This window comes from Arthrobacter sp. B0316-5-4, from assembly GCF_059090325.1.
In genome coordinates this window covers 543,060-567,934 of record NZ_JBNHFN010000002.1, presented here as the reverse complement: position 1 = coordinate 567,934, position 24,875 = coordinate 543,060, and the positions used below count along the sequence as shown (strand labels likewise).

Sequence of the window (24,875 nt, the reverse complement as noted above, 5' to 3'; positions counted from 1 at the left end):
CCTTAGTGCTAGGCACTGATGACACCGAAACCGAGCAGGACATACAAGGCCAGGCCGAGGAGTATCCGGTACCAAACGAAAAGCCGATAGCTCCTGGTCGACACAAATTTCAGGAACCACCCAATGATGACGTAGCCCACCACGAAGGCTATGACGGTGGCCAAAGCGATCTCGGGCAGGCCGTAGGGGCCGGCCAAACCTTCCTTCGAGACCGTCTTGTAAAGCTGGTAGAGGCCACTTCCGAACACAGCCGGAATGGCCAGCAGGAAGGAGTACCTGGCTGCGGCTTCACGCGTGTAGCCCATGAGCAAGCCGGCGGTGATGGTGCCGCCGGAACGGGAAACGCCGGGAATCAAGGCCATGGCCTGCGCGAACCCATACAGGATGCCGTGCTTGTAGCTCAGTTGCGTGAGGTCGCGTTCCTGCCGCCCGGTGGCGTCGGCAACGGCCAGGATCATGCCGAAGACGATCAGCATGGTGGCCACGATCCACATGCTGCGAAGCACCGATTCGATCTGGTCCTGGAACAGCAGGCCCAGGATGATGATCGGCAGGCTGCCCAGGATCACCAACCAACCCATGCGGGCATCGGGATCGTTGCGCGCCACTTTGCCGCTCAAGGAGCCGAACCAGGCGCGGACGATCCGGACGATGTCACGCCAGAAGTACACAATGACGGCGGTTTCGGTTCCCAACTGCGTGATCGCAGTAAAAGCGGCGCCGGGGTCCGCGGCGCCCGGAAGGAATGATCCGACGATCCTCAGGTGCGCACTTGAGGAGATCGGGAGGAATTCGGTGAGGCCCTGCACGAGGCCCAGCAAGGCTGCTTCTATCCAGTTCACGTGAATAGACCCTACGTCATGAAGACTGGGAACTGCCCGTAAGCTAGCAGCTATGCAGCAGCGTTATGTCGGAAACAGCGGGTTTCGCGTGTCCTCATTGTCCCTCGGCACCATGTCCTGGGCCCAGGAAACTGATGAGCAGGACGCTGCCGAGGTCCTCCACGCGTTCGTTGCTGCAGGCGGCACCGTCATAGACACCGCAGCGTCCTACGGCCAAGGCCGGGCGGAAGCCATGGTCGGGTCAATGCTGGGTGATGTCGTGGCACGGTCCGAGGTGGTTTTATCCACGAAGGCGGGCGTGTCGTCCACTGAGGCCAGGCGCAGCGTCAACGCTTCACGCGGCGCAATGCTTTCGGCACTTGACGCCAGCCTGGCCAGGCTCGGAACCGACTACGTGGACATCTGGTTCGCCCATGAGTGGGATCCCAACGTTCCCTTGGAGGAGACCCTTTCCGCACTGGAGCTGGCACAGCGGACCGGGCGGGCGCGCTACGTGGGCATCTCCAACTACAACGGTTGGCAGACAGCGAAGGCCGCGGCCATTGCGGGTTTCACTTTGGTGGCCAACCAGTCTGAATATTCATTGGTCCAGCGCAGGGCCGAGGACGAACTCATTCCCGCGGTGGAGGACGCCGGGCTGGGAATCATGGCATGGGCGCCGCTGGGACGGGGTGTCCTGAGCGGCAAGTACCGCGGACAAATTCCTGCCGACTCGCGTGCCGCCCAAAGCCGCCTCGCGGCGTATGTGGAGCCCTACCTTGAGCCACGCGCGTCCAGGGTGGTTGAGGCTGTGGCCATGGCCGCACGCGGCCTGGGCAGATCTCCCCTGGACGTTTCCTTGAGCTGGCTGCTTTCCCGGCCCGGCGTTGCCACGGCCATCGTGGGCCCCAGGAACGCCGTCCAGCTCAAAGAGCTCCTCGACGCCCAGTTGACGGTTTTGCCCGCTGAGATATCGCGCGCACTGGAGGATGTTTCCGCCGCGTAGCCACCGGCTCCGGGGCTTAACCTAGTGGCGATCCAGAATATCCAGCAGGTAGCTTCCGTAACCGCTTTTCGCCAACTTTGCGGCTTGCTGGCGCAGTTCGTCGTCGTTCAGGTAACCCATCCGCCACGCCACTTCCTCCGGGGCACCGATCTTCAGGCCCTGCCGGTTTTCGGTGGTGCGCACGTAGTTTGACGCGTCGTTCAGGTCGCTGAAGGTTCCGGTGTCCAGCCAGGCCGTGCCACGGGGAAACTTCTGCACATGCAGCTTTCCGAGCTCCATGTATTTGCGGTTGATGTCCGTGATTTCCAATTCCCCGCGGGGCGAGGGTTTCAGGTCTTTTGCCATGGATACCACGTCGTTGTCGTAAAAGTAGAGGCCTGGAACTGCGTAATTGCTCTTGGGCTCAGTTGGTTTCTCTTCGATGGACACCGCCAGTCCGTCGTCGTCGAATTCCACCACGCCATAAGCGCTTGGGTCCTTGACCCAATATCCGAAGATGGCGCCGCCATCGACGTCGGCGTAGTGGCGGAACTGGTTGCCCATGCCGGGGCCGTTGAAGATGTTGTCCCCCAGGATGAGCGCCACCTTGCCGGCCCCGATGTGTTCCTCGCCCAGGATGAACGCCTGGGCGAGACCGTCCGGGGTCGGCTGCCGGGCGTACGTCAGGTTGATCCCGAACTGGGAACCATTTCCCAGGAGATTCTCGAATTGCGGGCCGTCAGCAGGTGTGGTGATGACCAGGATGTCGCGGATGCCTGCAAGCATCAGGGTGCACAGCGGGTAATAGATCATCGGTTTGTCGAAAACAGGGACCAACTGCTTGCTAATTGCGAGCGTAATTGGATGAAGCCGGGAACCTGTACCACCGGCAAGAATAATTCCGCGCATCTACCGTCCTCTCCCGCTGCGCACCGCAGTATTCTGCGGTTACGCTATGGCCATGCAGAGAATCCTTGTCACCGGCGGGGCCGGATTCATCGGATGCAATTTCGTTCACTTCATCATGGAGCACACCCGCCTCCATGTCACTGTCCTGGACAAACTGACCTACGCCGGTAGCATTGATTCGCTTTCGGGAATGCCTTCTGACCGCTACGAATTTGTTCAAGGCGACATCTGCGATGCCGCCTTGGTGGATTCCCTGTCGCCCTCTGTTGATGCGGTGGTCCATTTTGCGGCAGAGTCGCACAACGACAACTCGCTGGAGGACCCACGCCCGTTCCTTGACACCAATTTGCTGGGAACGTTTACGCTCATCGAAGCGGCGCGGAAGTACGGTACCCGGTTCCACCACATCTCCACGGACGAGGTATACGGCGACCTGGCCTTGGACGACCCGGGCAGATTCACCGAGAACTCCGTTTACCGTCCCACCAGTCCGTACTCCGCCACGAAGGCTGGCTCGGACATGTTGGTACGCGCGTGGGTGCGTTCATTCGGGCTCCAGGCGACCATCAGCAATTGCTCCAATAACTACGGGCCGTACCAGCATGTGGAGAAGTTCATTCCGCGCCAGATCACCAACATCCTGGACGGCGTACGTCCCAGGCTGTACGGCCAGGGGCTCAACGTGCGTGACTGGATCCACGTGGCAGACCATTCATCGGCGGTCTTGAGGATCCTCGAGGCCGGGCGGATCGGTGAGACCTACCTGATCGGAGCCGACGGCGAACGGTCCAACCGGGAAGTGGTTGAGAAGTTGCTTGAGCTTGCGGGCAAACCCCGCGACGCCTACGACCTCGTCCATGACCGGCCCGGCCACGATCTGCGCTACGCCATTGACTCCAGCAAGCTTCGCCGGGAACTTGGCTGGATGCCGGGTTACCGGGACTTCGACGCCGGGTTGTCGGACACCGTGCAGTGGTACAGGGACAACGAGGACTGGTGGCGTCCCCAGAAGGCCGCGACCGAGTCGAAGTACGCGGGCCAGGGCCACTGATGGAAGCGGCACGCCAGTTGGAGTCCCTGCCCACCACCATTCCGGGGCTGACCCTCTTCCGGCTTCCGGTTCACTCGGACAGCCGCGGATGGTTCAAGGAAAACTGGCACCGTCGCAAGATGATGGACATCGGGCTGCCGGACTTCGGTCCTGTGCAGAACAACATTTCGTTCAATGCCGAACGCGGCACCACCCGCGGAATACATGCTGAGCCGTGGGACAAATTTGTTTCGTTGGCCGCCGGCCGGATCTTCGGCGCGTGGGTGGACCTGCGTGAAGGACCCACCTTCGGCGTGCTGTTCACTGCCGAACTGACTCCGGGCGAAGCCATCTTCGTCCCGCGAGGCGTAGGCAACGCCTTCCAAACGCTTGAGGACGGCACCGTCTACTCCTATCTCGTCAACGACCATTGGAGCCCGGAAGCCCAAGCGGACTACACCTTCCTGAACCTCGCGGACGAGCACGTCGCCGTGCCCTGGCCGATTCCCGTGGACCAGGCAACTGTGTCTCTCCAGGACAGGAAGCATCCGCGCCTGGAAGAGATCAGTCCGATGCAGAAAAAGCGCACTCTGATCCTCGGCGCCGACGGCCAGCTGGGTTCGGCGCTCCGCCAGGCTTTTTCGGGCGACGCCACGGTGGACTTCGCAGGGCACGGACAGTTCGACATCACCTCGGCGGATTCCTACGATTCGGTCAACTGGGCCAGTTACTCCACTGTCATCAACGCAGCGGCGTTCACCGCTGTGGACGCCGCAGAAACCACCGAAGGCCGGGCATCTGCCTGGCTGATCAACGCAGGCGCCGTGGCTGCCTTGGCGCGTACCGCCGTCGAGCATTCACTGACGCTCGTCCATCTTTCCAGTGAGTACGTCTTTGACGGCGCGGCGGAGGTGCACAGCGAGGACGAGGCCCTGAGCCCCCTGGGGGTGTACGGCCAGAGTAAGGCCGCCGGCGACCTGGCGGCGTCGACGGTACCGCGGCATTACCTCGTCAGGACAAGCTGGGTGGTGGGCGATGGGAAGAACTTCGTACGGACCATGGCGGCCCTGGCTGCTCGCGGAGCGTCGCCGAGCGTCGTGGATGACCAGTTTGGCCGGTTGACCTTCGCCGGCGACCTGGCCGCGGGCATCCGCCATCTGCTGGACACGCAGGCTCCCTACGGGACCTACAACATCAGCAACAGCGGGACGCCTGTTTCGTGGGCCCAGGTGGCCAAGGAAGTGTATCGGCTGAGCGGGGCGGATCCCCTCCAGGTGACCCCTGTCAGCACAGCGAGCTACGCGGGACCGGACAGCGCGCCCAGGCCGCGGAACAGCGTGCTGGACCTAACCAAAATCAGGGCCGCAGGGTTCGCTCCCCCGGACGCGTCGGAGCGCCTCGTGGAGTACCTCCAAGCGTTGGAAACCCTAGCGAAGAGGTGACATTCGTCCTACAGTTGGCGTACGGCAGCCCGTCAGGGCGGGCCGGGAGACACCTTAAGTAAACAAACTGGCAGGCCAGCTGCACGCTGGCCACGGCGACCCAGGGCTGTGCAGCGGCCCCGGATCGCCGGCTATGAGTTGTGCCTTGAGCTGGACCCCGAAGCCTGGAGAGCCGAGAATGCTGCTGCCGAAGATCGCGCCCCGTAGGGCCGCACTCCCCCACCGAGCTACTGCTGTGGACGTCAACGGCGGCGCCCTGCTGCTCACGCCAGACGCACGTTCACGCCCCGCGCCTGCAGTTCCGGCCGCGGACGAGGTTACGGACCAGGACACCAACCAGGTGACAAACCCGTGGGTGAACCTTGGCGGCGCACCGGTGAAGCTGATGGAACACGAGGACGCACTGCGCGTCATCGTGGACCGCGCCACCGCGGGCAACGCACAACCCCTGGGCGTCTGCTCGGCCAACCTCGATCATCTCCGGCACTTCGGCGCCGGCAGCCGTTGGGCGGGCACCTTGAACCCGCCCGGGGCGGTTGAATGGCTAACGCTGCTTGACGGGGCTCCCCTGGTGGCTCAAGCCCGGAGGGTCACCCGCCGTGACTGGCCACGGTTGGCCGGCAGTGACCTGATTGGACCGTTGCTTGACCACGCTGAGCAGCGTGGGCTCCGGGTGGGTTTCCTGGGCGGATCACCCGAAGCCCAGGCACTCATCCGCGAACGGTTCGCCGTGGAGCGGCCGGAGCTGCTGGTCGCGGGCTGGTGGGCACCCGAACGTTCCGTCCTCAGCGATGTCACGGCGTCGTCCGATCTGGCCGCAGACATAGCTGCCAGCCAATCGGACATCCTGGTGGTGGGTTTGGGCAAGCCCCGGCAGGAGCTCTGGATCGCTGAATATGGGCCATCGACCGGGGCCAAAGTCCTGCTGGCTTTCGGCGCAGTGGTCGACTTCCTCGCCGGCCGGATCATGCGGGCACCAGCATGGGTAAGCGGCCATGGCCTCGAATGGGCCTGGCGCCTGATGCTTGAACCCAGGAGGCTTGCCCACCGCTACCTTGTGGACGGGCCGGGGGCTTACCTCACGCTGCGGATGCACAGCGAGGCCACACCCCACGCAGGCGCTGGCGCGGTACCCACTACGGCGGCCTACGTACCGGCCGTCCCGGAGCATGAGCCCGGCCGTGCTCCGGGACGGTTCGTTCCGGTGGAGGTCAAAGCCGACGTCGCCGTCGTGGTGGTTACCTACAACAACGCCGACGACGTCGGGCCCTTGGTGGCGGGGTTGCGGCAGGAAACCGCTGCACAAACCATCAAGGTGGTGGTGGCCGACAACTCCCCGGACCAGCGCACCATGCTGGAACTATTGAGGCATCCGGACGTTTTGGCCGTGCCGACGGGAGGCAACCTGGGATACGCGGGCGGAATCAACGCGGCCATGCGCGTAGCCGGGGCAGCTGACGCCTACCTGATCCTCAACCCTGACCTGCGGGTAGAGGAGGGCGCGATTTCCGCCATGCGTCGAAGGATGGCCGAATCGGGGGCTGGAATGGTGGTGCCTGTCCTGCTGGACAATGACGGCACTGTCTACCCGTCCCTGCGGCGAGAGCCCGGCGTTCTGCGAGCGCTGGGCGATGCGGCGTTGGGTAGTCGGGTGCAGGGCAGGCCTGGTTGGTTGTCGGAGATGGACTATGACCCGGAGAGCTACCGGCATGCGCACCTGGTGGATTGGGCGACGGGTGCTGCGATGTTGATCAGTGCCGACGCCGTGCGGGCGGTGGGCGATTGGGATGAGCAGTTTTTCCTGTACTCGGAGGAAACGGACTACTGCCGGCGTGTCCGGGAGTGCGGTGGTTCGATTTGGTTTGAGCCGTCGGCCCGGATGTGGCACGAACGTGGGGGTTCGGGCACTTCCCCGCAGCTGACGGCGTTGATGGCGGTCAATCGTGTGCGTTATGCGGCCAAGTACTCCGCGCCGGGCCGGTTAAGGGTATTTACCGGCGTCGTGCTGGCTGGGGAGCTTGTCCGTATGGCTAAGCCGGGGCATCGTGAGGCTGCGTTTGCTGTGGCCAGCCGGGGGCGGTGGGAGCGGCTGCCGCATGCGACGAGGGCCACAGCTGAAGCGGCGGGTGGTGGGCCCCATCCCACGGGTGCTGTCATCATTCCGGCGCACAACGAAGCAGCTGTCATCGGCCGGACGCTTGAATCCCTGCGTGAGGTCCTCGGTTGGGGCCCTGTGGAGGTCGTTGTTGCCTGTAATGGGTGCACGGACGATACGGAGGCTATCGCGTCGACGTTCCAGGGGGTGCGTGTGCTCCACGTTGAGACTGCTTCCAAGACCGCGGCTTTGAATGCCGCCGACCAGGTTGCGGGCCTTTGGCCGCGGCTTTACCTCGACGCGGACATCGAGGTCAGCGCCGAAGCGCTGGAGCAGGTTTTGGGGGCCCTTGACGATGGTCCCTTGCTTGCTGCCCGTCCGGCCTTCCGCTATGACACCAGTGGCGCCTCTGCGCTGGTGAGGTCTTACTACAGGGCCCGGAGCCGGGTGCCGGCCAACGCGGAGGGACTGTGGGGTGCGGGGGCTTACGCCCTTAGCCGTGCGGGGCATGATCGTTTGGGCGAATTTCCTGCCCTGACCGGGGACGACTACTACGTGGATCGTCTCTTCAGTGGTTCGGAGAAGGCCGTTTTGCCCACGGTACCTGTGGTGGTGAGGACGCCACGGAGCCGGGCTGCCTTGTTGGCTATTCTTCGGCGTACGTATCGCGGGAATGCGCAGCAGGATGAACGTTTTGCGGGCCAGTCGGCTTCCCGCACCCTGCGCGAACTGCTTACGTCCGTGAAGGGGCCCCTGTCTGCTGTTGATGCCGCCGTGTACGCCGCCTTCGCCGTTGCGGGCCGTCGTCGTCCGTTGGTGGGCCGGAGGCCCGCAACCGCCTGGGAGCGGGACGACAGCAGCCGCTAGTCAGAAGCCGCAGCTCCCGCCGCCTTCGATGCGGTAGAGGTGGACGGCGTTGCCGTCCTGGAAGGTATCGGTGAAGTGGCCGTCGAGGATCGGAATGGTCCGGTCTTCGTCGATGACGACGGCGGAGCTGCCGCCACATTTGGTGGTGAAGGTCGCCGTGCCCCCGGCTTGTTTGTTGGCCCCGGCGAAGATGTAGGCCGTGTGGTCGTGAAGTTTGGTGGTGAGGTCTACCGGGCCGGTGGCTGTGGTGGCGCCGTCGAGGAAGGGTGCGTTGAGGACGGGCGCGAGATTTGTGATCTGGTTGTTCAGTGCCGTCACTGTGGGCCGGACTTGTGTGCCACAGTCCCGCAGTACGTGCTGGGAAATGCAGTCGCCCCCAAAGTTGTGGTTGAAGTAGATCACTCCCCTTGCACCGTGAATGAGGCTGCTCCACACGGCTGCCCGGATCTGTGGTGCAGTGATGGTTGTGGCGTTGGCCGAATCCTTGAAGGGATGCCCGGCTTCCACGAACGCCCAGATAGGGGTGGTCTTCCCGGCTGGTTGCAGCTTTCGGATCCGTTCTATGGTCCAGCCATAGTTGGCTGCCAGCCTGCATTCGCCCGGGGTGAGGTCCCGGGTGTAGCCGACGATGGCGCCCCCTTCGCCTTTCGCGCAGATGCTGGGGTCGGTGAACCAGTAAGTGTCGGCGGAGACGACGTCCTGGACGCCCTTGAAGAATTCCACGGATTCTTCATCAGAGAGCCAGAAGGCCACTCCCTTGCCGTAGTTGGCGTAGAGCATGGCACCTGTCGGGGCCACAGCGCGGCGTTCTTTCTGCACGGTGTAACCGCACTTGCTCTCCTCAGGGACGCAGAGCGGCCCTTCCCCAGGGTACTTTCCGGTCCAGGGAGCGCTGCCCGGTCCTGCCCACATGTCCACTTCGTCGCTGAGTGCGAAACCGGAGGCATCGGCAGAGTCGAAGGTTGGGATGGCGTACATGCCCGAGGCCCGCACCAGTTGGAGGTCGGAGTTGGCGGTCAGCTCTACGTAGGTATTGAGGCCTGCTTGGGTGTCCAGGGCGATGTTGCCCTTGTCCAGGACACTTTCAAACCAGACGGCAACGGGGAAATACGCCGGATCGGCGGGGAGACCGTTCGGGAACCGGCCGTAGTAGTCCGCGCCCCCATCAACGGGCCGTAGCGCCACTCCTTCATAGGACGCCGGCGGGGACGCTGCAGGGGCGGGCTGGTTGCCGCCGGGCACCGTGGCGCCGGTGAAGGGAGGGACCCCGCTGGCGGCGGCTACGGCGGCCGCAACGGCGACGCTGGCCAAAGCGGCGCCCCCCAGGATCCCGGCTGTCCTTCGTTTCACGGACTACCTTTCAGGCGGACGTTTCCTTGACGGGCGTTTTACCGTTGCTGCTGGACTTCAGTGACGGGGTCAAGGGCGCGTTGGCGGCGAAGAACTGATCGGCTTCGGCTGGAATCAGGACGTCCTGGATGGTCAGTTCGTCCAGGTTTCCGCCCACCGGCGGGTCCTGCTGGTCCTTTTGGTGCCGCCGTCGTGCTTTCTTCTGCCGATCCCCTTCAGGCGACGCAGAACGGATCCGCGACCGCGAGGATTCCAGGCCCCGGGCTATGGACACTGCCCCGAAGGTGAGGACCACACCGGCAACCAGGACGATGATGAGTGACCTAAGCCGGCTGGAGAACTGTTCAGTGGCGTTGTCCGGTGCGGCAATCATCAGCGATGTGTACAGGTACCTTTCATTGGCTCCGTTGACAGTCTGGATAGCCAAAAGATCGGTCTCCAGGCGCGTTCCCAGCGCCTTGACGGTGGCTACGGCTTTTTCCTTGCTGTCAGAGGAAGCTGAAATTTCGATCAAGAAGGATGCCGGTGGACGTTGAACGGTGAAGTCGGTGCTCAGCCCGTCCCGGAGCAGGGCATCCCCGGTGGCGTCATCACTCAAGCGGGTTCCGACCACCTGGGCGATGAGGGACGAGTCCGCCGATCGCAGGTAGGGGTTGTCCGAGTTCAGCGTGTTCAGTTCCGGGTTCTTTTCCAGTTCGGCAGCGGTGGGGATCTTGGGGTTGACGATCGCGTACGTTGCCTTGGCCTCGTAAGACCGTGGGGCAAATGAGTAGACGTAGAGTGCTGCCAACGCCGTGGCGAGGAGGACAGGCAGCACTATGAGTTTGTGGTGCCATAACGTTCTGATGACTACTACGGGGTCCATGTGTTCGCCTCTGCATTCGGTGTTGAAGGTTGGCTGGGAAGTCCCTTCACGGGCGGCCCGATGGTGTGTTGATCCGGGGCTTTGCTTTCGCGTAGCCCGATTTCACGGCGAATCATGATCCAGGTACCTCCTCCGAGGCCGACGATGAGGGGGTAGGTGAGTGCGAAAACGGGAAAAGCCATGGAATCGAAAGTCAGTGAGCAGCCTGCCGCCACCGCGCCGCCCGCTGCGATTGCTCCTGCCAGGCACCGGAGAGCAGGGATCCGGGATGCGCGCGCTGCGATGAACGATGAAATGGCGGGCAGGGTCAGGTAAGCCACCATGCCGATGAAGCCCACCAGGCCCAAGGTGACCAAGGAGTTGAGGTATTGGTTGTCCAGGATGTAGAGGGCGTTGTCCGGCATATAGTTCCCGGGGCCAAGCCCCAGGTATGGGAGCTCGCCGAACATTTCCGCGACGCGGGGGTAGTTGTTGGTACGCGTTGTCAGGGACGGGTCGCTGTTTCCGGCGGTGAACGAAGACGTCAAAGTCCCTACGAGCCCGGGGATCGCGACAAACAGCGCCGCCATCGCTGCGGGGGCAGCTATCACCGCCCATCGGCGCGCCACGCGGGGCATGAAAGGGATGAAGACTGCAAGCCCCATGAACAATCCGAGAACCCCGGAACGTGACACTGTGGAGGCGATGGCGACCACGAGCAGCCCTGTACCTGTCCAATGGAACCATTTGTGGCCCGTGCGGTCGTAGAGCCCGCGCCAGATCGATAACGGCAGCAGCATGGCGCACACAACAGCCAGCTCGATGGAGTGGAAGGTGCTGCCGGCAACGCGTGTCATGAATCCGCGGACTTGGAAGGCTGTGTTGCCGCCGTTGTCCGTGAACCCCACCATGGCCTCCTGTATCCACACCATGGGGTTGACGCGGAAGAGGAATTGGATCAGTGCAACGATGCAGCAGAAGAAGGCGCCGGCGAGGATGGCACGGACCAGTGACATGGCGTTGTCCAGTGTGCGTACTGCTTCAGCCGTGACCAGAGCTATTCCGCCGCAGGCAAGGATCAGGATCAGCCAGCGGTCAGCTGCCGCCTGGGCCGAGACGTTGGTGTTGCCGGTAAAGCCCGAAAACAGCGCTACGTAGGAGGCGCATGAACCTACCCACAGCAGTCCGAGGCCCAGGCGTCCGGGATTACTGGACTTAAGTGGATTGTGTAAACCAAAAAGGGCCGAAGACAGCCAGACCGCCAGTAGCAGCACAGCCAGCATGATCGGCACCGTGCCGGCAGCACCGATGGGCTTGATGACCATGTTGGACGGGAAGAAAAAGATGCTGAAAGCCGCAAATTTCAGCAACAGCCCCACGTGTCCACCGTTGCCAGTGAGCCCCGACAAGTCATGAAGTTGCACCTCCCGTGGGGGCGGGAAGATCAGTGTCTTCCGAAGGGATCTCATGGCCTGGCTCCCCGCAGTGAACTGCCCGGGACGTCAAAAGGTTGGCCCGCGCACGATGACTCGATGACCTGTGCAAACGCGCGGCGGGAGTCGGCCCAGTCCAGCCGCTTCCTCCCGGAGATACCTGCCGCACGTGCCTCCGCGCCGGGAGCACTGACCACCGCTGCGAGCGCCGTGGCCAGTGCTGCGGGTGTTGCGGCAGCCCATACGGCGTCGGGGTCGGTCAGGAGCCCCGAAGCGAAGGCTGCTTCGTTGAGCACCGGAACGTTTCCTGCGGCCAGCAGTTCGCCGGGAACCAGGGAGATGTTGGTAAAGGAAATTGCCAGGCCGGCGATCGTTTGGTTGTACAGGACATTCAACGCGGTGGGGCTGAGGTTGCCGTGGTTGGTTACGGGTATCTTCCAGCCCGTGACAGTGTCCCCGTAGATGTGGATTTCCTGCTCGGGCAGGAGGGTGTGGAATCGCTCCAGCGCGAGTTTGGCCAGGAGGTAGCCGCGCCTGTCCACCTTCTTCTTGGCGTAGTACACAACGCCCGTGCGGGTGGGGGTTGGGGCTGGATTGAGCAACCGGTACGTTGCGGTGTCACTGCCGAACGGGATGACCGCCTGCGCGGGTTGGCCAAGTTCGCTTCGCATCACCTCGGCGATGATGGGCCCCAGTGCAATGGTGGTCAGTCCCAGCCTGTAGCTCTCTTCTGCCAGCGCGTAGAGGAACCCGCGGGGGTAGAAGTAGGGCTCGTAGTCCTGGATGAAATAGAAGAGGTGGACGCCGGCCGGGGCCCTGCCCGCAGCAACATGTGCCGTGGGCCAGGAGCTGGCCACAATGACGTCCACCCCTTCCATCCCTTTTGTGGCGCTGCGAACCCCGGCACGCAGCGCCGGCCAGTGGCTATGGATGGTCTGTTCGTGACGGCCCACCTCGTCATCGTTGGCGTCGTAGAGGAACAGGGTGCAGTGGTGGCCGCGTTGTTCCATTTCTTCGACCATTCGGAAGAAGGTGGTGTGTCCCCCTGAACCCGGCGCCGGTGGTGTGCAAATCCAGCCGACTTTGAGGGCACCATTGGTCGTTGGCGAGGGGGATTCCCGGACGCTGGAACGGGAATCCATGATGTCCTCTTCCCGCAAGGGAAGGCCGCTCTCGGCGAGGTTCCACCTGTTCATGGCGTTGGTTACTGCCTTGGCGGCGACTGTCCTGGCCAGTGGCCGCCATCCATCCCGGCGGAGGCGGCCGGCTACCAGGCGAGTTGTTGCCGGAAGGGACGATTTCATGGCCGTGCCGCCCTTCCCGGACTGGTGGCGCGGGCGGCGGCCTTGGGCTTGAGCAATGCTCGAACGTCCGCGACCAGTTGTTTGCCACGGCGGAAGGTCAGGAGGGCATACACCGCAGTACCCAGCACGGTGCCGACGGCGAGGGCCGCTGCCGGGCTATCGATCCCCCGGGTGGCCAGCCACGCAGCGATGCCCGCCACCGTCGCACCCAGGAAGGGAACAATGCTGCCGCGGAGGAGGTGCCAGGCGGAGGTCTGCAGGACCGAAGTCAGGGACTTTACGTAGAGCGGAATGACCACGAGGCAGGCCACCGTTGCGTGGGCGACCCCGGCACCCGCTATCCCCCACCAGGTGATGCCGAGGAAGAGCGCAGGCGTGAGGGTGAGGAGCCAGGCAACCTGGACCCAGAAAAGCCAGCCCGTCCGGCCCGCTCCTACGCTCAGGTCGGCGAAGAGTTCCACCAGGATCCTGGTGGCACCGAAGACTCCCAGCGTCGCCAGGGCGATACTGGCCGGAGCCCACGGCCCGCCGTAGGCGGTCACGATCAGCGGATGCGCCAACGCGATGACCATGGCCGAGATCGGGAAGGCGCAGTAGGAAACTCCGGCCACAAACCTGGCTGCCAGCGGCCCCAGGGTGCCTTCAGTGAATAGCCTGCCGAACGTAGGAACCGCTGTAGCCCGGATGACGGCCGTGATGACGGAACTTGGCAAGCCGGCCAGGTTGAACGCAAGCAGGTACAGGCCCAGGGCCGTCGGATCCAGCATCCGTCCAACCAGCAGGTAGTCAACATTCAAGGTAACAAACACCACGAGGTTGGCCATGGCGAGCGGCATGCCCAACGCCAAAATCCCGGCAGCCACCTGGCGGTCGAAACCCGGTGCGTACCTTTTCGGAGTAATGATCCAGTACCCGGCCATCGCTACCAGTTGCCCGCCCACCCTGGACCACGCGAGCGCCATGGCACCCCAGCCGTCCAGGGCCATCGGAACCACCAGAACCAGCACCGTCACCAGGCTGCAAACGTCGACGACGACGCGCGGCTTCTGCAGGAACTCCCGCCACACCATGGTGGAAGGTACGGCGCCCAGGCCCTGCAGGAGGATGGTGATGGAGAGTACCTGGATGACCGGTGTTGCTGCGGGGTCGTCAAAGGCCGCTGCCAAAGCCGGGGCAAGTGCGACCGCAGCTGCGGTCATGATCCCGCTGGTGACAAGGGCGATGGAGAAAACGGTCGGAGCGATCTTGTCCGGGTCCCCGTTGCCCCGGGCCAGTGCCGCCGTCGCGCCCAATTCGGCCATGTTCGTGGCGATCGTTTGAACCACGATCGCTACTGCGAGCGCCCCAAAATGTTCCGGTGCGAGCAGCCGGGCCACGATCATGGTGGTGGCGAACTGGACTACCCTGCCGAGGGCCATATTGACCCCGCCCCAGAGCGTCGCGCTCGCGGCCCGGTTACCCAGGGAGCGGTCCTCTCCGCTGACGGTGGTCATGAGATGCCCGTCATGGCCCATAACCGCCAACGGACCCTGTCCAGCTGGGTATGGACGAACTGTGCTGCCACCCGTCCTGTGCCTGGTCCCTTGCCGCGCGAGAGGCGGGCAATGCGGGCTTGCAAGGTGTTGGCGCGGTGCACGTTGCCCGGAACATCCTGGAGGCGCTCAATGAACTTCCGCAGCTCAATGGCCGCTTCCACCGACCCACCCCGGGCGGTCTCCTTCGAACCGAGCTGCGCAGCTTCCTTGCTCAGGGCCCGCTTGGCCCGCTGCAGCTGCCTGAACCGCTTATGCGTAGGGCACGGAAACCGGGGGTCCTCCAGTACCCGGAAGGCATCGAGCCGGTGCTGAAGATCCACCGCAGCGGCAGCAAACTGTGTTTGGTGCATGTTCGCGCCGTGTACACGGTAGAAAGCTTGGACGGGTCCATTGATCCGTCCCACGTCCCAGGAAGCGGCCGCCCGTAGCCAGTACTCCAGGTCCCCCGAGTGCGGCAGGGTGGAGCTGTAGGCCCCAATGCTGAGGACAGCTTCCGTCCTCATCACCACCTCGGGTGACAGGATGAAATTCCTTCCGCGGGCGCAGGCCAGCGCGATCCAACTCCTGCCGCCCCACACAGTCCAGGTGGTGCGTTCATGCGGGGCAACGGAAGGAGGCTGATCGGTAAAGTCCTTCGGCAGGCCGTACACCATCCCCACCCGAGGGTTGGCCTCCATCAGTGCCGCAGCCCGGGCCAGGGCGCCGGGCGCGATCAGGTCATCTGCCGACAGCAGGGTCACGTAGCGGCCACTGGCCCGTGCCAGTCCGTCGTTGTAGGTGGCGATGTGCCCTTGGTTGGCGACGTGATGGACCACGCTGATGCGTGGATCCAAAGAAGCCAGCCGCCAGGCAACGGCTGCACTGCCATCCGTTGACGCGTCGTCCACCACAATGACCTCAACGTCCACGCCCTCCTGGGAAAGTGCGCTCTTCACAGCTTGGGGCAAGTAGTGGCCGTAGTTGTAACAGGGAACCACCACGCTCACAGTGGGCGGTGCCGCCGTCGGGACCGGACGCATCACCTTCACTGGGCCCCCTCCAGCGCCGGGGAGTTCCCGCGCCTGATCACCCGGGCCGGGACGCCGGCCCATGTCTCGTCATCGGGTACGTCGTTGAGGACCGCCGCGCCCATGCCGATGGTGGCTTTCGCGCCGATGGTCCGGCGCTCGCGGACGCTGGCGTTCATCCCTATGTAGGCGGCCCGGCCGATGCTGACGTTCCCGCCCAGCGAAACCCCGGAAGCGAAGGTTGCGAAATCGCCGATGATGTCGTCGTGGGTGAACGTGACTCCGGGCATGGCCACCACATGGTTGCCGACGGTGACGGAGGCCGTCATGCTGACGTGCGCCAGGATGATGCTGCCTGTGCCGATCACGCACCCTTCCGGGACATTGACCGTGGGATCGACGGCGGTGGCGTAGCGGTTTTCGGCGAGCCCGAGGGACCGCAACCGCATGACTACGCTCTCGCGGCCGGCCCCGGACCCGATGCAGACCAGCAACAGCGCGTGAGGGAAGAGCAGGGCGTCCTTGATGGGACCGAGCACGTGGGCGCCATCGACCACGCGCCCGAGCTTGTCCTCGTCGTCGTCGAGGATGCCGATGACGTCGAATGGGCCACTGCTCCTGACCATCGCCAGGACCTCGCGGGCGAGTCCGCTGGCGGCGATGAGGAGAAGTTCGCTCATCGTCCCTGTCCTGCCGCGCGGAGTACGGAATCGATCACGCGGACTTGGTCGTGGAGGGCCAGCTGGTGGTACACCGGAAGGATCAGGGTGTGGTCGGTCAACCATTCCGTGGCCGGCAGCGCTGCGTGGCCTGTGTCCTTTCCGGCATAGGCGGGTTGGCGGTGGGCTGCCATGATGCCGCGCCGTGCGGAGATGCCATCTTCGGCGAGGCGGGTCATGAGGGCGTCCCTCCCCAACGGAAATGCAGGACCGACTTCGAGCCAGCAGGATTGGAAGTTGCTGGTGCCGTATCCGGGGTCGCTGACCAGCCGGAGGCCTTCGACGCCGGCAAACGCGTTCGCGTAGGTGGCGGCCAGTTCACGGCGCCGTTGGACAGCCTCGTGGAGGCGCCCCAGTTGGACGAGCCCGACGGCGGCCTGAAGGTCTGTCATGCGGTAATTGAAGCCGACCTCGAGGTACTCTTCCGCGGGGGCGAGGATGCTGGCGTGCCGGTCCGTGGCTGAAACACTCATGGCGTGTTCCCGGAGGCGCCGTGCCCGGTCCGCGAAGTCCTGGCGCGGGGTGGAGAGCATTCCGCCTTCACCGGTGGTGAGGATCTTGCGGGGATGGAAGGACCACGCGGCCACCTCGGCCCCGGCACCGACCGGACGGCTGCGGTAGCGGGAGCCGATGGCGCAGGCCGCGTCTTCGACCACGATGATGCCTCGGCCATCGCAGAGGGACCTGATGGGGTCCAAGTCAACCGGAACCCCGCCCTGGTCCACCGCGATAACGGCCTTGGTGGCCGGTGTGAGGGCCTTCTCGACCGTCTCCGCGGTCAGGCAGCCCGTCAGGATATCGACGTCGGCGAACACGGGACGCGCCCCCAGGTAGGTGGGTGCATTGGCGGTGGCAATGAAGGAGAAGGAAGGGACCACCACGTCGTCTCCCGGGCCGACCCCGGCAACGGCGAGCGCCAGGTGAAGGGCCGAGGTGCAGTTGGAGGTAGCCACCGCATGAGGGGATTCCTGTTCCACCGCGAACGCCTCTTCGAACTGGTGGACCTTGGGGCCTTGGGCGACCCAACCCGAAGCGATCACTTCGGCCACGGCTTGGGCTTCCTCTTCGCCCAGCCAGGGTTTCATGACGTCGATGCGGCCCAAGCGTGTCTCGGAGATGGTCATCGCGCACCAACTGCCGGAGCCCCGGGGCGGTCCACCAGCCGGGCTGCTGCAATCTCGGCGCGGAGGGGACGCCACCAGGAGACCAGCGACCGCAGCCCGTCTTCCAGGCCGACCGCTGCTTCGAAGCCGAGGTCTTCCCGCGCCGCGGTGACGTCTGCCAGGCGCCGGGCAACCCCGTTCACTGCGCGTTCCGGGCCGTGTTCAAGGTGCAGTGAGGATTCCATGACGGTCAGCAGGGTTTGAGCCAGTTCAGCCAGGCTGGTTTCGGTGCCGCTGGCCACGTTGTAGGCGCCTTCGCGCACGTCGCTGACGGCTGCCAGGATGTTGGCCCTGGCCACGTCCGCGGTGTGGACGAAGTCCATTGTTTGCTCTCCGCTGCCGAAGATCATGGGCGGCTGGCCATCGACGATACGTTCCATCCAGCGCACCAGCACCTCGGTGTAGAGCCCGTGCACGTCCATGCGGGGTCCATAGACGTTGAAGTAGCGCAGGATGACGTAGTCCAGGCCTGACATGGCGCGGAAGCTCCTGGCCATCCCTTCGTTGAAGGATTTTGCGGCCCCGTAGAAGGTGTCGTTGTTGTGGTGGTGGTGGTTTTCCTTGGTGGGGAACTGCTCGGCCATTCCGTACACAGAGGCGCTGGATGCCGAGATGAGCTTGTCCACTTTGTGTTCTACGGCTGCCTCGTACACGTTGAACGTGCCATCGACCAACACTTCGAGGGCGAGCCGGGGTTCTTCCGCGCATTGGGTGATGCGGATGGCCGCCTGGTGGAAGACCAGGTCCTTGCCGCGGGTGAGGTCGTGGACGAGATCCTTGTCCCGCAGGTCGCCTTCGACGAGTTGGACGCGTTCGGTGGCCAGTGCGCCGTCCAGGTTGGCCCGCCGGCCCCGGACCAGGTTGTCCAGTACGTCCACATGTGCCGCACCGGCGTCGAGCAGTTGGTCGACCAGAGTGGATCCGATGGTTCCGGCGCCTCCGGTGACCAGCACGTTGGCGCCCAGTAGCTTCTTCATCGTGCGACCTGGAGATTTACCTCGTTGCCGGCTACCACTGTTGCCCGGCCGTCGGTACCCAGGCTCTGGGTCACGGCCTCAAGGACGGACAGCACCCGCAGCCCGGATTCGCCGCTGGTGCGGGGCCGGGTGTGGTTCCGAATGGAGGTGGCCAGTTCCGCCACTACTTGGCCAAGGGGTTCGCGTTCCTGCAGCGCCGGGGACCACGTGTCGCCCAAGCGGTAGGAGATCGCTGAGGCCTTCTTGTCGGCCGCTGAGCGGGGTTGCTGGTCCAGACTGACTCCGCGGTCGTAGACACTGAGCCGCTGCTGCGGGTTCAGGTCGTCCCACACGAGGGTCCTCTTTGACCCTCCGATGATCATTTGGCGGATCTTGGTGGGACTGAGCCAGTTCACGTGGATGTGCACGATCGCGTCGTTGGGCAGGCCGAAGGTCAGATGTCCCACGCAGTCCCGGCCGGTGCCGAGGGGATCTGCGCCGTGGGCCGAGATTTCCGTGGGGTGCAGCCCGCCGGGAAGCACGAAGTCGAGGATTGAGAGGTCGTGGGGTGCCAGGTCCCAGAAGACATTGACGTCCGGTTGGACGAGTCCCAGGTTGATCCGGACTGAGTCGACGTACAGGATGTCGCCCAGCACTCCGCTGGAGACCAGTTCCTGGATCTTGAGGACCGCCGGGGTGAAGCAGTAGGTGTGGTCGGCCATCAGGACCAGTCCGCGGGCGTTGGCTTCTTCCACCATTTCCAGTCCCTTGGCACGGCTGTCCGCCAGCGGCTTTTCCACGAGCACGTGCTTTCCTGCGCGCAGGGCTGTCATCACCACGCCGTGATGGGTGTGCGCCGGTGTGGCGACGGCGATTGCGTCCAGGTTGTAGGTGTCCAGCAGTTCGTCCAAGGACTCGACGGCGGCCACCCCGCCCACCGATCCGGCGAGTTTCAGTCCGCGTTCGACGTCGAGGTCACAGATGGCAACGAGGTCCCAGTCGGGGCTCGCTTTGAGGTTCCTGGCGAGGTTCGGCCCCCAATAGCCTGCTCCCACCACCGCGACGCGGAGCCTTGGCCGCAGCTCTTGGCCGTTCAGTTGTCCTGATGGAATAGTTCGTATGCTCATTTCCCACTCAACTTCTGTGCTGATAGCCCGGTTCTTGGTCGGTACTGCAGTTCGTCGCTAATAGGCGCCGGATGGCCGGGTCATCGCCCGGAAGGTTCGCCACATGATCATCAGGTCACCGGCCAGGGACCAGTTCTCCACGTAGTAGAGATCCAGCCGGACCGCTTCATCCCAGGGAAGGTCGGAGCGCCCGTTGATTTGCCACAGGCCGGTGATGCCCGGTTTGATCAGCAGGCGCCGGTGCGTGTGTTGTTCGTAAGCACTGACCTCGCGGGACAGCGGTGGACGGGGCCCCACGAGGCTCATATCGCCCACCAGGACATTCCAGAATTGCGGCAGTTCGTCGAGGGAGTATTTGCGCATCCACCGACCACACCGTGTGATCCGTGGATCCCCCCGGATCTTGAACAGGACTCCCGCGCCTTCGTCCTGGCTGTTCAGCGCTTCCAGTTGGGATTCGGCGTCGACCACCATGGAACGGAACTTCAGCATCCTGAACGTCGTGCCCTGCTTGCCGATCCGCTCTTGCCGGAAAAGGATGGGGCCGGGACTGTCCGCCCGCACTATGGCGGCCAGGACCAGCAACACCGGCGCCAAGGCGACCAACGCGGCAGCTGAGACGACGATGTCCATGAGGCGCTTGAGCGTGTGCTTGCCCCCGGAGTAATGCGGGATGTCGACGTGCATCAGTGGAAGTCCCTCGACGGGCCGCCAGTGGATGCGTGGACCGGCGACGTTGGTCAGGGTTGCGGCGAGGACGAGTTCCGCGGCGTTTTCCTCCAACCGCCACCCGAGTTCCTGGATGAACTGGTTGCCACCGGGAACGGGGCCGGCCACGATGACTGCGTTCGCGCCTGTCTGCCGGACGGTGTGTGCGATCCCGTACATGGATGACAGGACCGGGACCCGCTGGTGGTCTACTGCCAGGACCGCTCCCCGCCTTGCGCCGGGAAGGCAGGCCCCCACAATGTCGTAAACGGCCCCGGATTTCCTGTTGATTTGCTTGACCACGTACCGGACGTCCTGGGGCTCCCCAACAACCAGTGCGCGCGAGAGGCAGCGTCCCCGCGATTTCTCCTGGGTCAGCCATCGGCGGAAACCCCACCTGCTGCCTGTCAGCGATATCAGGCCGAGCGGCAGGGAAACCAGGACGAAGGAACTGACAGCCTCAAGGCGGAAAACTACCGCCACGATGGCAAGGAAACCGAAGACGCGGATGCTCGCTGAGAAGACCCGCTTGTATTCCTCAGGGCCCACGCCCAGGACTTTCGGATCCCGGGTCCTGTAGACCTCCAGCGCGGCCAGCCAAACGAAGCCCAGTATCCCGCCCAGCACCAGGTGGTTTGCCTGCGCCGGGGTGTCGGCGGTGAACGGCCATCCCGCCGTATCCACCAGGAACCCGACGGCGACGGCCGCCGCAACCAACATGGTGTCAGCCAGTCGGAGGCTGGTGGTCAGCCGGTGCGTCCATGTCAGGCGGTCCTTGGGTGGTGCGGCAACCCGGGAGCGCCGGTGGGTGACTGGCGGCACAAGGTCCAGGGTGACATCCGGCCTCGGCGCCGCCAGTCCCGCCTTTTCAGTCCGTTGTGCAGCAACGGACTTGTCAATCCAGGGAGACGCCGGCGGATTGACATCGGCAGTGGCAGGTTCCGTTGGAAAGACTGATCCCACGGTGGCATGGTTCGGACCCGTGGGTGCCGCTACCTTGCCTAGACGCAAGACTGGAACTTTCACCATATCAGCCTTCTTCGCAGACCTGCCATTGCCTACATATCAGTGAATCCTCGGCCGTCAGGGGGCGCACCAGTAGTCGGTACTCAAGTTTGCGCAGCGTTACCCATTGCCCCTACGTGCAAGTACCTAGCTGGCACCGGCAGGACTACGTGTCCCGGCCACTGGCCAGCGCGCAAAAAAGCCCGGAATCACGGGCGTCAACAGCAATGGCGCGAGGAAGAATGGGCACAAAAAACCGGCCACCCAAAAGTGGCCGGTGTAAGGGGAAGAGTCCTAGTCCTCCACTATTTCCAGGTCTTCATCGAGTGCCTCGTCATCGTCCTCATCCTCGTCGTCGAAGACCTGGAGCGGAGTCACCTCGGAGAAAGCCTCGTAGAGTGCGTCCTCATAGACCTCGAAAGCGTCGGCAACCGCGAAGAACGCGGCCTCGACGTTGGGGTCCCCTTCGCCCCGCCGGGCGGATGCGGCGGCCAGGTGCTCTTCCAAGGCGGCGGTCAGTGATTGAAGCGCGACACGCGGATCGATGCTCATGACTTCACGTTAGCCGGAAAAAGACGAAAATGGAGAGGGATGAGAGAACAATTTCCGGGCAGCTCCGTGGAGCGCCAACGAGACTACGCACGCCAGTACGAGTACCTCGTATTGACGGTGGGACCTGACGATTCGCTGCCTGAAGCCCGTCGCCGGCTTGCCGAGCATTCGGAGTACGGCAAATGGGAACTTGAACGCAGCGTCCTGTACCTGGGCGGTGGCCGCCGTTTCTGGCTGCGGCGAAAAGTGTATTCCGTACAGCGGACCGTGTAGGCGCCACCGCCCAGGGAGGCTACTTCTCCAAGGGTCCCAGCCATGCGTTGGCCACTGTGTTGTGCGCGGATTCGTCATTGGAAGGGTGGAAGATGCCCGCCAGCACATCCCGATATAGCCGTTCCATCTCAGAACCCCTGAAATAGCTCGAACCGCCCGTTACCCGGATTGCCAGGTCCACGACGTGGCGTGCGTTCTCCGTCGCCCTGGACTTGATCCCAACAAGCTTGGGGAACCATTGCGCGCCATGATCCACGAGGTTGTCGACGTCCCGGGCAACCGTCGCAATTTGTGGTTGGATTCCATCCATGGCCAAAGCGGCATCGGCTACCTTCCAACGGATGTCCGGGTCCTGGGCGAGGCTGCGGCCGCCATTCTTGGCCGAAACACGGCGTTTGACGTTCTCTACGCCCAAGAAAAACGCACGCTCTGCCACGCCCGTGTAGACGGCTGCGAGAAGCGTTTCGAAGCAGGCGAAGATGGCGAAAATCAGCAGGTCCTGGTTAGGGCCCACCGGCAGTTTGCGGAAGATCCGGTCCGGAGGAACCACGGCACCATGCAGCAGGGTGGTGTTCGAGGCGCTGGCCCGCATTCCCAAAGTGTCCCAGTCACTCAGCGTTTCGTGCCCGGGTTGGTCGCGGCGGATGAAGCCGAACACCAGCTCCCCGGCCCCGTCCCTGGCTGCGGCGTCCTTACCGAACGTCCCCAGGCGCGTCCAACCACGGGAAAGGCTGGTGAAGATTTTCCGCCCCGTAAAACGGTAACCACCATCGGGCAGGGATTCGGCTACCGTCCCCGAATCGAAAAGCATGGAGTCGTTGCCTGCCTCCGATATGCCGAACGCAAAGATCTCCCCCTTACCGGCCTCCTTCAGGACGAAGTCCAACGAATCGTCGCCCCTGGCCGCCATCACCCGCGCGACGCCGGTCCACACCAGATGCATGTTGACGGCCAGCGCCGTAGCGGGGGCGGCCGTGGCGAGACGCTGCTGCAAAGCCGCTACCGCTTCGAGACCGAGCCCCAAACCGCCGTCGGCCTCCGGCACGAAAAGCTTGAGGTACCCCGCGTTGGCCAGCTCTTTCAGGTCCTCGTGGAAGAAGCTGTTGTCGCGGTCATATCCTGCGGCACGGCCGCGCAGGCGCTCGAGCAGGGCGTCGGGCAGGATTTCTTCGGAAACCATCCAAGTGCCTCTTTCTGGTGGTGGCGTCTAGTAGTTGCTCAGCAGCCTGTTCAGGACGCGGGCCCCGAATTGGAGGGACTCGGCCGGAACGCGCTCATCGACCCCGTGGAACATGCCGGTGAAATCGAGCTCATCGGGCAGCATCAGCGGCGCGAATCCGTAGCCGGTGATGCCGATCTTGCTCAACGACTTGTTATCGGTGCCGCCGGACAGGGTGTACGGGAGGACCTTTGCCCCGGGATCTTCCGAATGCAGGGCGTCGATCATGGAGTCCACCAGGTTCCCGGCGAAGGGTACCTCCAGGGACACATCTTTATTGACGTAACTGATCTCAATGCCGTCCCCGGCGAGCTCCTTGATGGTCTCGAAAACCAGCTCCTGCTGGCCGGGCAGGGTGCGGCAGTCAACGAATGCTTCCGCCGACTCCGGGATGACGTTGTGCTTGTAGCCCGAACGAAGAAGTGTGGGGTTGGACGTGTTCTGCAGGGTGGCTCCAACGAACCGGGCCACGGTACCGAGCTCCTTCAGGAGGATGTCCGGGTTGTCGGCGTCGAATTCGACGCCGGTCAGTTCCGTCACGCCGTCCAGGAACTGGCGGGTGGTGGGGGTCAGCTCCACGGGCCACTTGTACTCGCCGATCCGGGTCACCGCGGCAGCGAGCCGGGTGACCGCGTTATCGGTGTTGATCTGGGAGCCGTGGCCCGCGCGGCCATGGGCCACCAACCGCAGCCAGGAGAGGCCCTTTTCAGCGGTCTGCAGCAGGTAGGTACGCTGACCACCGATCGTGGCAGAAAAACCCCCCACTTCGGAGATGGCCTCCGTGGCGCCGTCGAAAAGCTCGCGCCGGTGTTCGACGGCGTAGCGGGCACCGTACGTGCCGCCCGCTTCCTCATCGGCAAAGAAGGCGAAGATGATGTCCCGCTTGGGTTTGCGGCCGGTCCTGGCGAAGTCGCGCATGACCGACAGGATCATGGCGTCCATGTCCTTCATGTCCACGGCGCCGCGGCCCCACACCAGCCCGTCCTTCAGTTCCCCGCTGAAAGGATCAACGCTCCACTGGTCCTTCAGGGCAGGCACAACGTCCAGGTGCCCGTGCACCACCAGGGCGTCGGCCGATGGGTCTTCGCCGGCCAGGCGGGTCACCACATTGGCGCGTCCCGGGGCGGACTCGAAGATTTCAGCCTCGAGGCCCACTTCGGTGATGAGCCCGGCCGTGTATTCGGCTGCTGCACGCTCCCCCGGGCCGGTGTCGTCGCCGAAGTTCGAGGAGTCAATGCGGATGAGCTCCTGGCAGATCCGGACTACTTCGTCTTCGGGGCGGATGACAGACATGGAAACTCTCCTTGCGTGGCTGGGCTGCAGGTTCCGGCGACGCGCACTGCGGCTTCCGCAGCCCGTCCCGTGTCCCATCAGCCTACTCACCAGCAGCGGCCCCAGTCAGGAATTCGTTGCGCCCCGGGTCGCCGGAGGACCAGGGAAGGCGCCCTGACCAGCCCCGATTTTTCCGTTACCCCAAACCGTGTTAGAGTTTTTCTCGCTGCTTCGGAGGAAAGTAAAGCACCGGAAGGTG

21 protein-coding genes are annotated in these 24,875 nt (G+C 64.0%); 5 read left to right on the top strand and 16 right to left on the bottom strand.

The window, feature by feature from the left end:
• Window positions 1–8: 8 nt before the first annotated feature.
• Window positions 9–842, bottom strand: a complete 834-nt coding sequence (locus AC5RU9_RS06940; protein WP_211712697.1) for an undecaprenyl-diphosphate phosphatase — start codon at window positions 840–842, stop codon at window positions 9–11.
• A gap of 52 nt (window positions 843–894) precedes the next feature.
• Here AC5RU9_RS06940 and AC5RU9_RS06935 point away from each other — a divergent pair, with 52 nt between their 5' ends.
• Complete coding sequence (locus AC5RU9_RS06935; protein ID WP_494015860.1) at window positions 895–1,827, top strand: aldo/keto reductase; 933 nt, start codon at window positions 895–897, stop codon at window positions 1,825–1,827.
• A 21-nt stretch (window positions 1,828–1,848) separates the two neighbouring features.
• On the opposite strand, the gene rfbA is transcribed toward AC5RU9_RS06935, so the two are convergent.
• Window positions 1,849–2,715: a glucose-1-phosphate thymidylyltransferase RfbA gene (rfbA, locus tag AC5RU9_RS06930; RefSeq protein WP_211712695.1), complete on the bottom strand. Its 867-nt coding sequence runs from the start codon at window positions 2,713–2,715 to the stop codon at window positions 1,849–1,851.
• A gap of 52 nt (window positions 2,716–2,767) precedes the next feature.
• Here rfbA and rfbB point away from each other — a divergent pair, with 52 nt between their 5' ends.
• The 3 genes from rfbB (at window position 2,768) to AC5RU9_RS06915 (ending at window position 8,149) form a co-directional block, all read left to right on the top strand.
• Window positions 2,768–3,766 carry a dTDP-glucose 4,6-dehydratase gene (gene rfbB / locus AC5RU9_RS06925; protein WP_494015859.1) on the top strand — a complete coding sequence of 333 codons (999 nt, stop codon included), beginning with the start codon at window positions 2,768–2,770 and terminating at the stop codon, window positions 3,764–3,766.
• Window positions 3,766–5,187, top strand: a complete 1,422-nt coding sequence (locus AC5RU9_RS06920; protein ID WP_494015858.1) for a sugar nucleotide-binding protein — start codon at window positions 3,766–3,768, stop codon at window positions 5,185–5,187. The genes rfbB and AC5RU9_RS06920 overlap by 1 nt, the downstream gene beginning before the upstream one ends.
• Before the next feature lie 178 nt (window positions 5,188–5,365).
• Window positions 5,366–8,149: a WecB/TagA/CpsF family glycosyltransferase gene (locus tag AC5RU9_RS06915; RefSeq protein ID WP_494015857.1), complete on the top strand. Its 2,784-nt coding sequence runs from the start codon at window positions 5,366–5,368 to the stop codon at window positions 8,147–8,149.
• Here AC5RU9_RS06915 and AC5RU9_RS06910 read toward each other — a convergent pair whose 3' ends face one another.
• The 12 genes from AC5RU9_RS06910 to AC5RU9_RS06855 form a co-directional block, all read right to left on the bottom strand.
• Window positions 8,150–9,499: a hypothetical protein gene (locus AC5RU9_RS06910; RefSeq protein ID WP_494015856.1), complete on the bottom strand. Its 1,350-nt coding sequence runs from the start codon at window positions 9,497–9,499 to the stop codon at window positions 8,150–8,152.
• A gap of 10 nt (window positions 9,500–9,509) precedes the next feature.
• Window positions 9,510–10,364, bottom strand: coding sequence for a chain-length determining protein (locus AC5RU9_RS06905; protein WP_494015855.1), 855 nt, complete (start codon window positions 10,362–10,364; stop codon window positions 9,510–9,512).
• Entirely contained in the window at window positions 10,352–11,812 is a 1,461-nt protein-coding gene (locus AC5RU9_RS06900; protein WP_494015854.1) for an O-antigen ligase family protein, read from the bottom strand. The genes AC5RU9_RS06905 and AC5RU9_RS06900 overlap by 13 nt, the downstream gene beginning before the upstream one ends.
• A complete protein-coding gene (locus AC5RU9_RS06895; protein ID WP_494015853.1) occupies window positions 11,809–13,080 on the bottom strand; it encodes a glycosyltransferase family protein in 1,272 nt (423 codons plus the stop codon). The genes AC5RU9_RS06900 and AC5RU9_RS06895 overlap by 4 nt, the downstream gene beginning before the upstream one ends.
• Window positions 13,077–14,573, bottom strand: a complete 1,497-nt coding sequence (locus AC5RU9_RS06890; RefSeq protein WP_494015852.1) for an oligosaccharide flippase family protein — start codon at window positions 14,571–14,573, stop codon at window positions 13,077–13,079. The genes AC5RU9_RS06895 and AC5RU9_RS06890 overlap by 4 nt, the downstream gene beginning before the upstream one ends.
• Complete coding sequence (locus tag AC5RU9_RS06885) at window positions 14,570–15,634, bottom strand: glycosyltransferase family 2 protein (RefSeq protein ID WP_494016067.1); 1,065 nt, start codon at window positions 15,632–15,634, stop codon at window positions 14,570–14,572. Before AC5RU9_RS06885 ends, AC5RU9_RS06890 begins: the two co-directional genes overlap by 4 nt.
• Before the next feature lie 5 nt (window positions 15,635–15,639).
• A complete protein-coding gene (locus tag AC5RU9_RS06880; protein ID WP_494015851.1) occupies window positions 15,640–16,302 on the bottom strand; it encodes an acetyltransferase in 663 nt (220 codons plus the stop codon).
• Window positions 16,299–17,465 (bottom strand): DegT/DnrJ/EryC1/StrS family aminotransferase, encoded by a 1,167-nt coding sequence (locus AC5RU9_RS06875; RefSeq protein ID WP_494015850.1) that lies wholly within the window; start codon window positions 17,463–17,465, stop codon window positions 16,299–16,301. The genes AC5RU9_RS06880 and AC5RU9_RS06875 overlap by 4 nt, the downstream gene beginning before the upstream one ends.
• Window positions 17,462–18,481: an NAD-dependent epimerase/dehydratase family protein gene (locus AC5RU9_RS06870; protein WP_494015849.1), complete on the bottom strand. Its 1,020-nt coding sequence runs from the start codon at window positions 18,479–18,481 to the stop codon at window positions 17,462–17,464. Before AC5RU9_RS06870 ends, AC5RU9_RS06875 begins: the two co-directional genes overlap by 4 nt.
• Window positions 18,478–19,587, bottom strand: a complete 1,110-nt coding sequence (locus AC5RU9_RS06865) for a Gfo/Idh/MocA family protein (RefSeq protein ID WP_494015848.1) — start codon at window positions 19,585–19,587, stop codon at window positions 18,478–18,480. The genes AC5RU9_RS06870 and AC5RU9_RS06865 overlap by 4 nt, the downstream gene beginning before the upstream one ends.
• Window positions 19,588–19,644: 57 nt before the next feature.
• Window positions 19,645–21,324, bottom strand: a complete 1,680-nt coding sequence (locus tag AC5RU9_RS06860) for a sugar transferase (protein WP_494015847.1) — start codon at window positions 21,322–21,324, stop codon at window positions 19,645–19,647.
• A gap of 270 nt (window positions 21,325–21,594) precedes the next feature.
• Window positions 21,595–21,852: a hypothetical protein gene (locus AC5RU9_RS06855; protein WP_211712681.1), complete on the bottom strand. Its 258-nt coding sequence runs from the start codon at window positions 21,850–21,852 to the stop codon at window positions 21,595–21,597.
• A 39-nt stretch (window positions 21,853–21,891) separates the two neighbouring features.
• On the opposite strand from AC5RU9_RS06855, the gene AC5RU9_RS06850 reads away from it, so the two are divergent.
• Complete coding sequence (locus AC5RU9_RS06850) at window positions 21,892–22,125, top strand: DUF5703 family protein (RefSeq protein WP_017200923.1); 234 nt, start codon at window positions 21,892–21,894, stop codon at window positions 22,123–22,125.
• A gap of 19 nt (window positions 22,126–22,144) precedes the next feature.
• Here the strand turns inward: AC5RU9_RS06850 and AC5RU9_RS06845 are convergent, their stop codons facing one another.
• Window positions 22,145–23,305 (bottom strand): acyl-CoA dehydrogenase family protein, encoded by a 1,161-nt coding sequence (locus tag AC5RU9_RS06845; protein WP_494015846.1) that lies wholly within the window; start codon window positions 23,303–23,305, stop codon window positions 22,145–22,147.
• Between the two features lie 27 nt (window positions 23,306–23,332).
• Window positions 23,333–24,637 carry a M20/M25/M40 family metallo-hydrolase gene (locus AC5RU9_RS06840; RefSeq protein WP_211712679.1) on the bottom strand — a complete coding sequence of 435 codons (1,305 nt, stop codon included), beginning with the start codon at window positions 24,635–24,637 and terminating at the stop codon, window positions 23,333–23,335.
• Between the last annotated feature and the right edge of the window lie 238 nt (window positions 24,638–24,875).